Raw genomic sequence first — 15,446 nt, forward strand, 5'->3', positions numbered from 1 at the left:
AATTGGGAGGTTTTTTGGGACGGAAACATGATGGTGTTCCAGGAGTTAAGACTTTGTGGCGTGGATTGAGAAGATTGAATGATATTACGATGGGTTGGCTGCTATTTAATCAACTAAAAACAACTTGAATTGGTATTTGTTCAGGGGGTAAAATAGCTGTGATGACAAATTGTGTTGATGAGATGAGTGATAATTTCGCTCGCGCTACCACCGTGAGCCAATAGCAGAAAAACATTTTATTCTGTTTGTCCAAAATGTGCGTTCACAGAAAAACCCCGATCGCGCTTGAGCAAATTCATTGAAACAGAGAGACATCAATGAACACTCTTTGCAGAAGAATTCGTATTTGATCGGAAGCGAGATTCCCAGTCGCTCTTACATAAGTAGTTACTTTTGTCAACTTTTTTGTTAAGAAAGATGTTTATAAAGCATAGCTTATTAAGGGGGCTAGGGGGAATCTGATTCTATGCAGCCTCATAAAAAATTGGTATCAGGGGTTCGCTGCATTTATTAAATATTTTAAAATGCCAATAATTTGACTAATATTATCAATGAAATAATCATTTAGATCGACTTCCATAATTTGATTGCTAAGTCGTAAAAATTTCCAATTTGTCCCTGTTGTGACCGCTCCATATATTTCGGAAATATTATTGTTTTTTCTTTCATTAAATATTTGAGCCGCAATCATTTCTGCCATACATTGTGGAAGGCCAGCTTGGATATTATCATTTTTAGCTTCTACTAAGGCGACAACAGGGGCTTTGATTAGCAGTTGTTCGGGAGAACGACTAATCATAAAATCACAGAAACCCGTTAATCCTTTTTCTAAATCTACATTAAACTCTTTTCCTGAAAACAAGCTAATTTGATACTTAAACTGCTTTCTCAATTCTACTAAAATAGGTGTGACAATTAATTCTGAGCGAGCTTTTTCGGTATTAATTGCTAAAGCCAAAGAAATATTTTCTTGCAGAGTTTGGCTGAGAAGGTCGCTATACTCGGATTCGGGTAAATTGGCAAAAATACCAACTTTGTCAGCAATGGTTATGCCAAAGTTGGTTTCAATCATTTCTAGGTTGGTGAATTGGCTGTATGACATTTTTAAGGTTTTGTGTATTTAGTTGTGATTTTTAGGGCGGGCTCGCGTGCCCACCCCACAAGAGTTGAAATTAACCGGGACTCACTTAAACGTCTCGCTTTCCTACCTTGAATACATCTGCGTTTATCTGTGTTTGTCTGCCTTACATCTGCGGTTTCTGTATCAATGAAAGATTTATGCAATTCAAGTCTATTGTAGAACTTAGCCACTACCGCAACTCAACTTCTCGCTTGACTTCTGCCAAAACTCGATCGCCCCGCGTCAACCGGTATTCGGCCCGCCAAACTCCGGGAGTCAGAGGAGAGTTTGTACTGTTTCTTTTGCCGACATAACCCAACCAAGTGCGGCTGGGGGCTTTAATTTCATTGGTCTGGTCAGCGATAGTTTGGCCGTTGGGGGCGAATAATTTGTATTGTTCCCGATCGCCCTTGAGCACTCCGTAACTTTGCACCCAAAACAACAAAGCTGGACTGTTTGCAGGCAGTTTAGTCTCGGAAAATTGTCCTGCCCAAACAGCGTTCTCGTCCGGCGGCTTATTGGCAAAACCTGCGCGAATTAAACCTGTGGAAATATAGTCTAGAGGCTTGTCCCAAATTGGATTGCGGGCGATGTTGCAGCCTACCTTCGCGTCGGGGCCGACAAAGGGATCTACGGGTTTGCCTTGATAGCGAAAAGTTACGTGTACGTGGGGGAAAGATGCCATCCCAGAGTTCCCCACCATGCCCAAAACTGTGCCTTTTTCTACCTGCATCCCCGGTTTGACGGCAACGCTGCCTTTGCGGAGGTGGCAGTATTGGGCTTCCCAGCCTGCGCCGTGGTCGATTACCATGCCGTTGCCGCATTCTGTGCCTGCGATGGTGGCTTTGTCTGTATCGTTTTGTAAACGCCGATCGACCACACCATCTCGCGATCGCAAAACTTTGCCCGCAGCGGAGGCAATAACTGGAACTCCTTTTGCCATTGCTTTGGCGTCGGGAATGGCAAAGTCTGTGCCGTCGTGGCCGTTGTAGGTTTGCCGCCCGCAGCCAAAATCGACGGCGGTGGGGCCGGGTTCTCGATCGAAATACAGCAGTACAAAACAGTCTTTGCCTAGGGTACAGGCGATCGGCTGACCGAATTGCGGGTTGTTCGGCTTTTGGGCGACGGCGGTGGAGACGAGACGCTGGGCGATCGTGTTGGCTTCGGCGATCGGGGCACTTACTCCGCTGTTACTAGCACAGCTAGAAAGACTTGTCAACCCTACGGTCAACAAAATTGCAGAAATGTGTTTTTTTGATAGTATAGTCATTCGCCGGTGGGATGTAAAAGCTGAGGTGGGTAGTGAAAAATCAATTAATGATTCAGAATAAAGTTGCTCAGGAATGTAGACGATCGGTAAGGCGTTTTCGTTTCCGATAATTGTTGTATTATTTTATGTTGAAACTTTTAAAACTTTAAATTACTTAAAAAATGCGTTCTAAAATTCGATCGCTCATTTCGATAATTCGGCTTAGCGGCCTTGCTGTTGCAGCTTTGGCGATGTGGGGATTTGCCACTATTGCCGAAGAGGTGTTGGAAAAAGAAAGTTACGCTTTCGATACCTCTATTTTACTAGCTCTGAGGAAATTGCACACTCCGTTGCGCGATCAAATAATGCTGGGTTTTACCTTTTTGGGCGAGCCGAAGTTGCTGCTAGTGATTTGTCTGAGCTTGGGTATTCTTTTGCTAACGCGCAATCACCGCTCGGAAGCGGCAACTATTGCGCTCGCGGGTGGGGGAGCGATCGCTTTAAACCTACTGTTAAAAAAACTGTTTGCCCGCGCTCGACCTCAACTTTGGGAACGCACGGTTGATGTGAGATTTTACAGTTTTCCTAGCGGACACGCAATGATTTCAATGGTTATTTACGGTTTGCTAGGATATTTCTTGGGTTCGCGCTTTCCCAAGCAGCGCTGGTTGATTTACAGTTTGACAGTTGTATTAGTTGCTGCTATTGGTTTCAGTCGGCTTTATCTAGGAGTCCACTGGCCTACCGATGTTATTGCCGGTTACGCAGCAGGTTTAATTTGGCTGATGGCGTGCATTTTCAGTTTGGAAGTCTGGAAGCAGTTTCGCGCTTCTAGTGCTGTTCCTGAAGAGAATTTTTTGTCGCCCGATCGCTCAAATGACTGTTGAGTGATATTATGTCCGCTGGCATCAATATCTAGCGGGGACGGGTTTATTTATCCCTTGAGTTAGTTTCAAATATTTAGGGTTAAACCCGCCCCTACAGCTAAAACATTCTTCAAAGGAAGTTACCAAACAAGATATAATAACTGATGACTGATGACTGATGACTACTGACTAACAACTGTTTGCTTTTGAGTAAAACACATGGCAATTCCTTTTTCGTAGTAAGCCGCCTCGTTAATGAAAATTGGATAAACGGTCGATTTACCTTCATACAAGACCGACTCGCCGTCAAAGGTCAAAAACATCGGATCGCCGGGATTGAGGGCTTGATAATCTCTGGATTGAAGCTGAGGATGAATCATTGCCTGAATTTCTCCCTGCTCGTTTCTGGGATAGTCGATCGCCCGAATGCTTTGATAAACAGTCAGGGGATTCTTTGCAGCAGGCATCGTGCCTTGATTGTAGGCTTCTACGCAGTCTAAAATTGTGCCGATAACTTGCTCGGTTTGCTGAAATAAAGACGCATCCAATACGCCTTGCGGCACTGCACCAACTTCCAGCGTACCGCCTAATTCGGAAAGCGATCGCAGCAAAGGACTATCATGATTCTTGGTTGCCGAAGCCAGTAGCTTCAGGTGGGGATACACAGAGGTTAAATAAGCTGCTAGTTGCAGGTTAAATGGATGATGGCTGGCGAGAATAAATGTTAGCCCCATGTTGGATGTGGTGCTGTGCAAATCGATAATTAAGTTGGGCTGATGAGTGTTTTTTGAGCTAAAAATGCCGTAGATTTCTTTCGCCCGCTGCGATTCATAGCTGGAGAGATGGGGATTTTCTAAATCTTGCTTTCTAAAGCAGCGGTTGAGGTCGATATCGACGTAGCGTGTCCCGATTTCGCAGGCTTTGGGATTGGCTAGCAGGGCGATTGTTTCAAAAGTCGATCGCCCAATTAACTCTGGCGCGCGATCGAATTTCTTCACGAGGTAAATTCCTGTGAGTTCGTTTCCGTGGGTTCCTCCCACTATGGCAACACGTTTAATTTGGTTCATAAAGAAATAACTTCCTATGCCAAGCGTAGCACCCTTTGTCATCTCTTGGTAACGTAAATCGCAGAAACCGGGTTTCTCTCTGTATTTCTCGTCACCCAACCAAAAACTCGTAGAAACCCGGTTTCTCGCCCATCCCTAGTTTCTTAGCTCATGCCTACGATCGCTATTCCAGATCGTGAGTATAATGGTAGATGGTAAAAGAGGGATTGTAGATATGGAACTGAATGAGTATTTTGATTTTTTATCGCTTGATGATATTCGCATCAAAGGACATCGCATCGGGATTGAGACGGTACTGTATGAGTATCTGTATCGGGAACGCACCGCCGAAGAAATTCAGCAACTATACCCATCTCTAACTTTGGCAGAAGTTTATACGACTATTTTGTATTATTTACTTAACAAAGAATCAGTAAGTCGATATTTACAAGATTGGTTAGATTGGTCGCATCAGCAGCGAAAGATGCAAGCAGCAAATCCCCATCCTGCTGCGGAAAGATTGCGAAAATTGAAAGCTGAACGGGAAAGACAATCTGTTATACAGGGTGTTTAAGGAATGGCGCTTAAATATTTGATGGACGAGAATGTTACGCCTATTTATGCTACACAACTTCGGCGAAAACGCCCTGATTTAGTAGTTTGGGCAGTGGGTGAAATTGGTACACCCCCAAAAAGCACTCTCGATCCGGAGATTTTGGTGTGGTGTGAGGAGCATAGCTTTATTTTGGTGACAAACAATCGCAAGTCAATGCCCGTACATTTGGTAGATCATCTGGCTCAAGGTGGTCATATTCCAGGGATTTTCGTTTTGAATCAGGATTTAAGTATTGGGCAAAATATTGAGGAATTGATTTTGATTGTTGATGGTTCATTTGATAACGAATACCAAGACCGAATCATTCATCTGCCTTTAACATAAACAGGACTAATGGACGGGTGACCAGAAACCGGGTTTTTGCGAGAATTATTGGTGACAAGCGTAGAAACTCAAAAAAACCCGGTTTCTTAGATTGTCGCGCGGGTGGCGAGAAACCGGGTTTTTGCGAGCATTCTTGGTGACAGGCGTAGAAACCCGAAAAAACCCGGTTTCTTAGATTGTCGCGGGTGGCCAGAAACCGGGTTTTTGCGAGAATTGTTGGTGACAGCGTAGAAACTCAAAAAAACCCGGTTTCTTAGATTGCGATGCGCGTACAACTCCCCACTAACCAAAAATTCCTGTCACAATAAAATGAATCCTACCGAGAGACAAAGGGCATGACGCGAGAGGAAGCAGTGCGGCGAATTCACCGGGCGGCCGAGGAAAAATTGACGGAACTGGATTTGTCGGGGCTGGAGTTGGAGGAATTGCCGCCGGAGATTGGCAAGTGCACGCAGCTTGAGACGTTGGTGTTGGGGAAGGTGGAGAAAGGGGAATGGATTGATGGTAAATTGACTCCGAAACTAATCACCAATCACTTAATCGCACTGCCAGAGGAATTGCGATCGCTCGTAAATTTGCGATCGATCGACCTCAGTGGCAATCCATTCGGAAAAATGCCAGAATTGCTGCTGAGAATGAAGCAATTAGAGAGTTTAAATTTAAACAGCATTGGTTTAAAAGAAATTCCACAAGAGATCGGCCAACTGTCCAATCTTACAGAGCTTAACTTCCGTTACAATCAAATAATACAAATCCCAGAAGTGCTTGGCCAACTGTCGAACCTGACAGTGCTTCACCTCTTTAACAATCAGATCGCTCAAATCCCACAAGCGCTCGCTCAATTATCCAATCTGACAGAGCTTTACCTCAGCAGCAATCAGATTGCCCAAATCCCCAAAGCGCTCGCCCAACTATCGAATCTGACAGTGCTTCACCTCTGGCACAATCAGATTACCCAAATCCCAGAAGCGCTCGCCCAACTATCGAATCTGACAGAGCTTGTCCTCTGGCACAATCAGATTACCCAAATCCCAGAAGCGCTCGCCCAACTATCGAATCTGACAGAGCTTGTCCTCAGTCACAATCAAATAACACAAATCCCAGAGGCGCTCGGTCAACTGTCGAATCTGACAGAGCTTGTCCTCAATCACAATCAAATAACACAAATCCCAGAGGCGCTCGGTCAACTGTCGAATCTGACACAGCTTAACCTCAGTCACAATCAAATAACACAAATTCCAGAGGCGCTCGGCAAACTGTCGAATCTGACACAACTTGTCCTCCATAACAATCAGATCGCCCAAATTCCAGAAGCGATCGCCAAACTATCCAATCTGACACAGCTTTACCTCAGCAGTAATCAGATCGCCCAACTCCCAGATGCGATCGGTCAACTGTCTAATCTGACACAGCTTTACCTCTTTAACAATCAAATAACACAACTCCCAGATGCGATGGGTCAACTGTCCAATCTGACACAGCTTGACCTCAGAAGTAATCAGATCGCCCAAATTCCAGATGCGATCGGTCAACTGTCGAATCTGACACAGCTTGATCTTAGAAGAAATCAGATCGCCCAAATTCCAGATGCGATCGGTCAACTGTCCAATCTGACACACCTTGACCTCAACAACAATCAGATTGCAGCCATCCCAGAGGCGATCCGCAGCATGGAGAAGCTGGAAAAACTGGATTTGCGGGGTAATCCGATGCCAATTCCACGGGAAATCATGGGCGGAAGCCGATTCGGAGATCCTGGTGATTTGCGTACCATTCTCGACTTCTACTTCCAAACCCGCGATCCCAACGATACCGAAGAACTCAACGAAGCCAAACTTTTGATTGTCGGCGAAGGCGAAGCGGGAAAAACCAGCCTAGCCAAAAAACTCCTCAACCCCGACTACGAACTCGAAAAACAAGAACCCAGCACCGAAGGCATCAATGTAATCCGCTGGGAATTCCCACAAGCCAACGGTAAACCTTTCCGCATCAACCTCTGGGACTTTGGCGGACAGGAAATCTACCACGCCACGCACCAATTCTTCCTCACCGAACGTTCCCTCTACATCCTCCTCGTCGATAACCGCCGCGAAAACCCCAACCTCTGCTACTGGTTGAATATCATCGAACTCCTCAGCAACAAGAGCCCCGTTTTCCTCGTCCAGAACGAAAAACAAGACCGCCGCTGCGAAATCAACGTTTCCCAACTGCGCCGTGACTTTGACAACCTCATAGAAAAACCCGTCCCCATCAACCTCGCCGACAATCGCGGACTCGCAGCCCTCCAACGCGCCCTACAAAACCGCATCGTCACCCTCGACCACATCAGCACGCCCATCCCCAAACGCTGGGCAAACGTCCGCCACATTTTGGAAAACTATTCCCAACGCCAAACCCACATCGAAATCAGTGAATTTTACAATATCTGCATCGGTCAAGGCTTCAACAAGTCGGATAAACCCGCCATGCTGAGTCTCAGCAAATACCTCCACGACTTGGGTATTATCCTCCACTTCCAAAAAGACCCCATCCTCAAAAACATAGTCATCCTGCGTCCAGAATTAGCAACCAACGCTGTTTACAAAGTCATCAGCAAGAAAGAAATTACTGACGAAAAAGAAGTCGCCGACAACGCGGAAGTCATCGCCAACTGCGGGTATTTTACCCAGAAAAACCTCAAGCAAATCTGGTGCGAAAGAGAATACCAAGACTTGCACGACGAACTACTCCACTTAATGAAACATTTCAAACTGTGTTACGAAATCCCCGGCCAACCCGGACAATACATCGCCCCGCAACTTCTCCCCCTCGCAACACCCAATTACACCTGGGACGACATCGATAACCTGATTTTGCGCTACGAATACGACTTTATGCCCAAGGGCATCATTACCCGCTTCATCGTAGAAATGCACCTGTTAATCTACCGCCCTCAATCTTTCTTACCAAAGGGTAGGGGGGATATCGTGTGGCGCGATGGGGTCATCCTTACCGATGGTTATGGCAAAGCCGAAGTCATCGAGGATTATCACAAACGAGAAATCCGCATTCGAGTTTCTGGGAAACAGAAAAAATCTATTTTAGAGCGCATCCGCCACGAATTGTGGAAGATTCATAATACTTATGACGATCGTCTAAAATACAAAGAATTAATCCCCTGCAACTGTCGCGAATGCAAAGGCAGCCTAAACTCCCACCTCTACGATTTTGATGCTTTGCGTCGCCGTTTGGAGAAGGGCAAGTACGAGGTTGAATGCGAAATATCTTATGAAAAGGTCAACGTGCGCGGCTTAATTGAGGATTTCCCGGATTACTCGCAACAACCGGAAAAAGAGCGAGTTTCGGGAATCGATCCACCCGATCCTGTAGATGCTTCTGGTTCTCAGCAAATTGTCTACAACGTTCACTTAGGTAATAACAAAATGACTCAAGATTCTTCCCAAACAAACAATTTACAAGGTGCTAATCTTTCCGGGATTAACGCCACCCAATTCAAAGATAATGCCCAAGTTAAAGATACCACATTCATTCAAAACAATAACGCGAATACCGCCGAACTACTAAAACTAATTTCATCGATGCGTGAAACCGCCACGCAGTTCCCAGAAGACATCCGCGAGGGAGTAATTATCGATATTGAAGATGTCGAAGCGGAAGTCAGGAAACCGGAAAACGAATGGAGTAAAGCCAGATTAAAGAAAAGCTTAACAGCTCTTGTCGCGGTGGCTGGTATTCTCGGCACTGGTGTGGGAGGCGCGCTTGATATTGCTAATAATGCGATCGACCTCGGTCAAAAAGTGGGTATCGAGCTCCACCTACCGTCAGGACGCTAAATCCTTTAAAATTAAGGTGACTGGGGCGATCGTCGCCCCAATAGCCCCAAAAACCTCGGTGTTGCCATGCGAAAAATTGTACTATACATTGCATCTAGCTTGGACGGTTATATCGCGCGATCGAATGGCGATATTGACTGGCTGTTTACAGACCAAAATTACGGCTACACTAAATTCTTAGATAGCATCGATACGGTTCTCATGGGTCGCAAAACTTACGAACAAGTTCTAACTTTTGGGGAGTATCCGTACCAGGAAAAAAAGAGTTATGTTTTTACGAAAAATCTAGATTTTCAAGCCACTTCTGATGTCGAAGTGGTAACACAGTTTGATAGTTTTGTCAATGATTTGCGCTTGCTTGAGGGCAAAAATATTTGGTTGGTGGGAGGTGCTCTGCTGATTCGCGATTTCCTGAATCAAAACTTTGTCAACGAAGTGATTCTCTCGGTTCACCCGCTTATTTTGGGCGATGGAATTCCTTTATTTGCTAATCCCATAAATACTACAGCTTTGCAGCTAACTGGATGTCAGACATACAGTTCTGGTATGGTTCAGCTATCTTATGATGTCGCGACTTGAGGGCGATCGCAGCAGCTTGCGCGCTTTGGCTGCTATAAGATAGATATAGAAGCTGTATGAGGGAGAAATGGCTGCTAGAGATTTATTTCATGATGCTGTAAAAAAAGCGCTTCAGAAGGAGGAGTGGGAAATCACCGCAGATCCGCTGATCGTCAAAATTCAGGGTGTTAAGTTTCAGATTGATTTAGCCACAGAGAAGATTTTGGCTGCGGAAAAATTAGGGCAAAAAATTGCTGTTGAAATTAAAAGCTTTCTCAACAACTCTGCAATTACTGACTTTCATCTTGCCTTGGGTCAATTTTTGAATTATCGGCTTGCCTTACAAATCAAAGAACCGGACAGAACACTGTATCTAGCAGTACCATTTGATACTTTTGACTCGTTTTTTCAAGAGCCATTTATACAAGAAGCGGTCAATGTATATCAACTTAAACTCGTCGTTTACGATCCGCAAAAGGAGGTAATTTTGGAATGGAAAGAGTAGAGCATTACCGCCAGTGTATCCGCAAATTTCTAACTCAACAAGCAAGGATAGAAAAGCCTAATTTAGACGTTGAATGCCAACTTGTTTTTGATTGGGAACATGACCACTATCAGTTACTAGATGTTGGCTGGGAGGGGCTAAAGCGGATATACAACTGTTTCATTCATTTGGATATTAAGGATAGCAAAATTTGGATTCAGCGCAATATGACAGAAGTGGATATTGCACGGGAATTTGTCGAGATGGGCGTGTCGGAGGATGATATTGTGTTGGGGTTGCATCCACCTTACAAGCGTCCGCATACTGGGTTCGGGGTAGCGTAAAGGAAAATGCGATCGCTGTGATAAAATGTGTTTGCTACTTTTTGTTATTAATATCTTTTTTCGGGGTGGCCCTTCCTGCTGAGGCCTCTGTATGCCGCAATTATCAAGGGCGCGAAATTTGCATTGTCGATATCAAACGCAGTGCAAAAAATTATTGGGAATACAGGGTAATTCTGAGTGTTGATGGAGTTAAACAGCCTCTAGAAGTCTACAACTGCCGCGATCGCACTACAGTTAAGAAAGATGGAACAGTTTTGGCGTTTGGACAAAACAACCCTGGTGAAATCGTCTGCCGTTTTTTTAATAAATAGCATATTGGGGACGGGCTAGAAGCCCATCCCACAAGAGTTGGAGACGGTGGTTGGAGACGGCGGTTGAAACCGCGTCTACACAAACGAAACCCGCCTCCGCGGGTTGAAGACGACGGTTAGAATTTGCCGTCTACTGCTGAAACGCAGCGTTCGCAAATTAGCGGATGTTCGATCGACTCTCCGACATGAGTAGAGTAGTTCCAGCAACGATCGCACTTTTGGCCGTCTGCTTTGACTACACCAATCGCCAAATCGGGAGACTGATAACTGTACGGCAATTCCTGGATAACTGCATTCGATTCTATCAGTTCCACTTCCGAAGTAATGAACAAATACCGCAGTTCGTCTACACCGTTACCAGTCATTGTAGAATCGTGTCTGGCAGCTATTTCAGCAGGAATTTCTGATTGAGGTTCGATCGCAATTAATTCTGCTTTCGGGATTTGGGGTGTTTCTACAAGCGCCATCTCGACAGGGGCTGTTTGCGCGATCGCCTGTGTTTCTACAAGCGCTGTCTCTAAGGGGGGTGCGAGGACGATCGACTTTGTTTCTGCAAGTACAAGCGCTGTACTCCGGCCCACCACATCTGCTGTCAGGGAATCAATTTGTTGTGCAATTTCTTGACGGTTGGCCGCAAACAGCAAGTGACGGAAAGCAAACCAGATTGTAAATAAGATGCCGATGACTTCAAAGAGGCCTCCCAACATCGGAATTTGGTTCATCGTATCCAAAATCGCCAGCGTTACTCTGCCCGTTACCAACACAGAAGCTAACAGCCCAAGTGTTACCAGCACGTTTTGGTATTCTGTAAAAAAGTTGCCCGCGTATTCAGGCAAATCAGCGACAAACTGGGCGCTGCGATCTAACATTTGCTGCCAATCTGAAGCCGACGGTTCAGGTGCCGAATACTGTACGATCTCAGAAGATCGATCGCCCTTTTCTATCGTTTCCGCCTCAACATGAATTGTATTTTCTGTCAAGACTTTGGCAACTTTTGCCGCTTGTTCTTCCTGCCGATCTTGTGCTGCTTTTGCTTTCTCCTCTGCCGCTAACTCGATGACTGAATTTTGCGATCGCACATAATCCAACAATTCTTCGCTGCTGGGATTCAAAGCTTGCAATTGCTGCCTTTTCTCAACATCGGGAACGTACAATAAAACCTTAGCTTCCAAAGAAGAACCGATCGCCTTTTCAATCCGGGCTTGTTCCAAAACCTTGTTAACTTCGCCGCGCACTTGTCGCAAATACTGCCAGCGCGCAGCCAATTCTGGATTGTGCCACGAAGCATCAATTTGCACCCAGCCGGCTTCAAATACGGACTTGTAAGGAGTCTGATAGGGAAGGTACTGCCAAATATCCTCAGCCATGTGACACAACACAGGTGCGATCGCCCTTGCTAAATTCTCCACAGCGATCGCAATCACCGTCTGACAACTGCGGCGGCGGCGCGCATCTGTCGCGCTGATGTAAAGTCTGTCTTTGGCAATATCCAAGTAAAAATTCGACAAATCCACCGTACAGAAATTCTGCACTGTTTGGAAAAATCGGGAAAATTGGAAGCTTTCAAAAGCATCTTGGACTTCCGCAAAAACTTCGCCCATTCTGTGCAGCATATAGCGGTCTAGTTCCGGCAATTCCTCGTAAGCAACGGCATCTTTTGCCGGATCGAAGTCGTGCAAATTCCCCAGCAAAAACTTAGCTGTATTGCGAATTTTCCGGTAAACATCCGATTGCTGTTTGAGAATATTTTTGCCCAAAGGCACGTCTGCGGAGTAGTCTACCGAAGACACCCACAACCGCAAAACATCAGCGCCGTATTCCTTAATTACGACGGCCGGATCGACGACATTTCCTTCAGATTTGCTCATCTTGCGGCCTTTTTCATCGAGCACAAAACCGTGAGTCAAAACTGTTTTGTAAGGAGCAACGCCGTTAGTTGCTACACTGGTCAGCAAACTCAATTGAAACCAGCCGCGGTGTTGGTCTGAACCTTCCAAATACATATCGGCTGGATATTTCAATTCCGATCGCCCTTTCGCCACAGCCGCCCAAGAAGAACCCGAGTCAAACCACACATCCATCGTGTCGGTTCCCTTGCGGTAAGTGCGGCCGTTATTGCGGTAAGATTCCGGCAGCAATTCGGCGATCGACAATTCCCACCAAGCATCGGAACCCTTCTCGGCAAAGATAGCTTGTACGTGGGCGATCGTTTCTTCATTTAACAGCGGTTCGTTGGTTTCTTCGTCATAAAACACGGGAATGGGAACGCCCCAAGTCCGCTGGCGAGAAATACACCAATCCGATCGATCGCCCACCATTGCAGTAATCCGATTTTCCCCTTGGGCGGGAATCCAATTCACACCGGCGATCGCTTTTAGGGCTTCATCTCGGAACCCTTCAACCGAGGCAAACCACTGTTCCGTCGCCCGAAAAATAGTCGGCTTTTTCGTGCGCCAATCGTAAGGATAAGAGTGAGCGTAACTTTCCTCTTTAATCAAACAATTTGCTTCCGCAAGGGCATCAATCACCGCGCTATTGCCGTTTCCGAGGACATTTAAACCTGCAAACTGTCCGGCTTCTGCGGTGAAATTTCCGTTCTCGTCTACGGGCGTTAAAACTGGCAAACCGCAGCGTTTCCCGACGATAAAATCTTCTTGTCCGTGGCCCGGCGCGGTGTGCACCAATCCGGTTCCTGAGTCAGCAGTAATGTAGTCGCCGCCGGCAACAATTGGACTTTCGCGATCGAACAGCGGGTGTTTGTAGGTGCAGCCTTCTAATTCTTTACCGGGGAAGGTAGCCAGGATTTTTAATTCTGTGTTGAAAGTTGCCGACAGTCGATCGACCGCATCGACAGCTACTAACATAAATTGTTGTGCGATGTGGGAATTTGCCGGCGGTTCCACCACTGCATACATCAGTTCTGGATTGACGGCGATCGCCAAGTTAGCCGGAATCGTCCAGGGGGTAGTCGTCCAAATCGCCGCCCAGAGACTCGGCATATAGCGCTTGAGCTTCGTTTGCAAAGATTTCGACAAGTTTCTGACATGAAAGCCGACGTAGATGCTGCGCGACGTGTGGCCTTCGGGATATTCCAATTCCGCTTCGGCGAGGGCTGTTTTCGAGCTCGGACTCCAGTGAACAGGTTTGAAGCCGCGGTAGATGTAGCCTTTGAGCACCATTTGACCGAAAACGCCGATTTGGGCAGCTTCGTATTCGGGTTTGAGAGTTAAATACGGGTGTTTCCAGTCGCCCCAAACGCCGTAGCGCTGGAAGGATTCGCGCTGCTGTTCCATTGTTTGCTGCGCGAAGGCGGAGGCTTTGCGGCGGAGTTCGATCGGGGTAAGATTTAGCCGCTCCTCCGATTTCATGTTCTGCAATACTTTAAGTTCGATCGGCAATCCGTGACAATCCCAACCGGGCACGTAGCGAACTTTTTTGCCGCGCAGCATTTGGTAGCGGTTGATAAAGTCTTTGAGGATTTTGTTGAGGGCGTGGCCGATGTGGAGTTGTCCGTTGGCGTAGGGTGGCCCGTCGTGGAGGACGAACAAATCACCTGGGTTATTTTCCGAGAGGCGATCGTAGATGTGTTCGTCAGCCCAAAACTGTTGCAATTCTGGTTCCCGTTTGGTGGCGTTGGCGCGCATATCAAACTTGGTTTTGGGCAGATTTACCGTGTCTTTGTAAGATTTAGCTTCCATTTTTGAGAAACGTTTTCTGTAGTTAGTTGTTAGTAATTAGCGGTTAATTGAGAGTTGATATCAAGTCCGGTTAAATAATCATAATTAAGTTTGTAGTGACAACTTCAGTCATCTCTCGTCCTTGAAGAGCTGACAACCAGATATTCTAGTATAAGCGATCGACCGCACATTAGATCGAACCAAATCCGTAGAGAGCTCTCTCTTCTCTTCCTCCGCGCCCTCTGCGCCCTCTGCGGTAAAAAAATCCTTCATAAATCCAGGTTACGCTACTGGGTCAGCCAACTGAACATTTAACCAACAGTCAGATTCAAGCATTCAGCAAAGGCGGGAACGGGGATACGATCGCCCGGTTCTTCAAAAACTGCTATGGTGCGATCGCGGTCTAACTCGTTTGACGGCGAGTCCGACAGGGATTGAAATCCCTGTCTCATAGCGCAAGTCCTCTGCAAGAGGACTGAGGAGGTTGATTGACGTGCAATGCAAAACTCAACATCGAGTTAAATTGAGACTTGCAGTCGGTTTTAACCGACTTTAGCTATGAGACAGGGAATTCATTCCCTGTCGGACTGTAGCAAGCGAGAAAAGGTCATAGAAATAGTCCCAACCCGCGGCTGACGGCATTACCAATACGATCGCACAATGATGCGGCCGGCACTTTGTCTCCTTCCCCTTCCCATTTTTCCACGAGTTGGCGGCCCAGCGGCGTGAGGCGAAAACTGTCGGTAATCCCTTGTCCGTCAACTTCGCGCCGCAGTACGCCGACTTGGATCAGCCACAGCAGGGAATTTTCGGCTGCGAGTTCGGATACGGGCGATCGGGTGTAGCCGCTTTCGACACCTGTATTTGAGGCGATCGCACTTAGGAAAACACTGTTATCGCGGATGGTCTGGAAGAAGTGTAATTGAAAAGGGGAACAGCGGACGGCGCGATCGGCTCTTTTGACTGTGCCGGTGGGATAACTAATAGATTTAAACGCTTCGGATGGGATAAAAGTCAT

15 protein-coding genes are annotated in these 15,446 nt (G+C 46.4%); 9 read left to right on the plus strand and 6 right to left on the minus strand.

The genetic code is table 11. The annotated features are described in order from the left end of the window. Positions 1 to 128 (plus strand): IS4 family transposase (locus QUB70_RS06035; RefSeq protein WP_332979069.1); only part of this gene is annotated, 128 nt, incomplete at its 5' end. A gap of 362 nt (positions 129 to 490) precedes the next feature. On the opposite strand, the gene QUB70_RS06040 is transcribed toward QUB70_RS06035, so the two are convergent. Together QUB70_RS06040 and QUB70_RS06045 are read right to left on the minus strand one after the other, a co-directional pair. Beyond that, positions 491 to 1,102, minus strand: a complete 612-nt coding sequence (locus QUB70_RS06040; protein ID WP_332978984.1) for a hypothetical protein — start codon at positions 1,100 to 1,102, stop codon at positions 491 to 493. A 208-nt stretch (positions 1,103 to 1,310) separates the two neighbouring features. Then, entirely contained in the window at positions 1,311 to 2,390 is a 1,080-nt protein-coding gene (locus QUB70_RS06045; protein WP_332978985.1) for a M23 family metallopeptidase, read from the minus strand. Between the two features lie 161 nt (positions 2,391 to 2,551). Between QUB70_RS06045 and QUB70_RS06050 the strand changes: the two genes are divergently transcribed. Continuing rightward, positions 2,552 to 3,256, plus strand: coding sequence for a phosphatase PAP2 family protein (locus QUB70_RS06050; protein WP_332978987.1), 705 nt, complete (start codon positions 2,552 to 2,554; stop codon positions 3,254 to 3,256). Between the two features lie 161 nt (positions 3,257 to 3,417). On the opposite strand, the gene QUB70_RS06055 is transcribed toward QUB70_RS06050, so the two are convergent. After that, on the minus strand, positions 3,418 to 4,302 hold the full coding sequence (locus QUB70_RS06055; RefSeq protein WP_332978988.1) for an aspartoacylase: 885 nt from the start codon (positions 4,300 to 4,302) through the stop codon (positions 3,418 to 3,420). Positions 4,303 to 4,486: 184 nt separating this feature from the next. Here QUB70_RS06055 and QUB70_RS06060 point away from each other — a divergent pair, with 184 nt between their 5' ends. From QUB70_RS06060 to QUB70_RS06090, 7 genes are all read left to right on the plus strand, one after another. Beyond that, the gene (locus QUB70_RS06060; RefSeq protein ID WP_442927718.1) at positions 4,487 to 4,855 is read left to right on the plus strand and encodes a DUF433 domain-containing protein; all 369 of its coding nucleotides are present in this window, start codon (positions 4,487 to 4,489) and stop codon (positions 4,853 to 4,855) included. Positions 4,856 to 4,858: 3 nt separating this feature from the next. Then, positions 4,859 to 5,221 (plus strand): DUF5615 family PIN-like protein, encoded by a 363-nt coding sequence (locus QUB70_RS06065; protein WP_332978989.1) that lies wholly within the window; start codon positions 4,859 to 4,861, stop codon positions 5,219 to 5,221. 335 nt (positions 5,222 to 5,556) lie between these two features. After that, a complete protein-coding gene (locus tag QUB70_RS06070) occupies positions 5,557 to 9,054 on the plus strand; it encodes a leucine-rich repeat domain-containing protein (RefSeq protein ID WP_332978990.1) in 3,498 nt (1,165 codons plus the stop codon). 66 nt (positions 9,055 to 9,120) lie between these two features. After that, positions 9,121 to 9,633, plus strand: coding sequence for a dihydrofolate reductase family protein (locus QUB70_RS06075; RefSeq protein WP_332978991.1), 513 nt, complete (start codon positions 9,121 to 9,123; stop codon positions 9,631 to 9,633). 67 nt (positions 9,634 to 9,700) lie between these two features. Continuing rightward, positions 9,701 to 10,117: a XisH family protein gene (locus tag QUB70_RS06080; protein WP_332978992.1), complete on the plus strand. Its 417-nt coding sequence runs from the start codon at positions 9,701 to 9,703 to the stop codon at positions 10,115 to 10,117. Then, positions 10,105 to 10,440 carry a XisI protein gene (locus tag QUB70_RS06085; protein WP_332978993.1) on the plus strand — a complete coding sequence of 112 codons (336 nt, stop codon included), beginning with the start codon at positions 10,105 to 10,107 and terminating at the stop codon, positions 10,438 to 10,440. The genes QUB70_RS06080 and QUB70_RS06085 overlap by 13 nt, the downstream gene beginning before the upstream one ends. Before the next feature lie 41 nt (positions 10,441 to 10,481). Further along, positions 10,482 to 10,751 carry a hypothetical protein gene (locus QUB70_RS06090; RefSeq protein WP_332978994.1) on the plus strand — a complete coding sequence of 90 codons (270 nt, stop codon included), beginning with the start codon at positions 10,482 to 10,484 and terminating at the stop codon, positions 10,749 to 10,751. Between the two features lie 116 nt (positions 10,752 to 10,867). On the opposite strand, the gene ileS is transcribed toward QUB70_RS06090, so the two are convergent. The 3 genes from ileS to QUB70_RS06105 form a co-directional block, all read right to left on the minus strand. Continuing rightward, positions 10,868 to 14,449 (minus strand): isoleucine--tRNA ligase, encoded by a 3,582-nt coding sequence (gene ileS, locus QUB70_RS06095; RefSeq protein WP_332978995.1) that lies wholly within the window; start codon positions 14,447 to 14,449, stop codon positions 10,868 to 10,870. 290 nt (positions 14,450 to 14,739) lie between these two features. Then, the gene (locus QUB70_RS06100) at positions 14,740 to 14,880 is read right to left on the minus strand and encodes a hypothetical protein (protein ID WP_332978996.1); all 141 of its coding nucleotides are present in this window, start codon (positions 14,878 to 14,880) and stop codon (positions 14,740 to 14,742) included. A 155-nt stretch (positions 14,881 to 15,035) separates the two neighbouring features. Continuing rightward, entirely contained in the window at positions 15,036 to 15,446 is a 411-nt protein-coding gene (locus tag QUB70_RS06105) for an Npun_F0494 family protein (RefSeq protein WP_332978998.1), read from the minus strand.

Origin of the sequence: Microcoleus sp. A003_D6 (genome assembly GCF_036702825.1) — a bacterium.
Lineage (GTDB): Bacteria > Cyanobacteriota > Cyanobacteriia > Cyanobacteriales > Microcoleaceae > Microcoleus.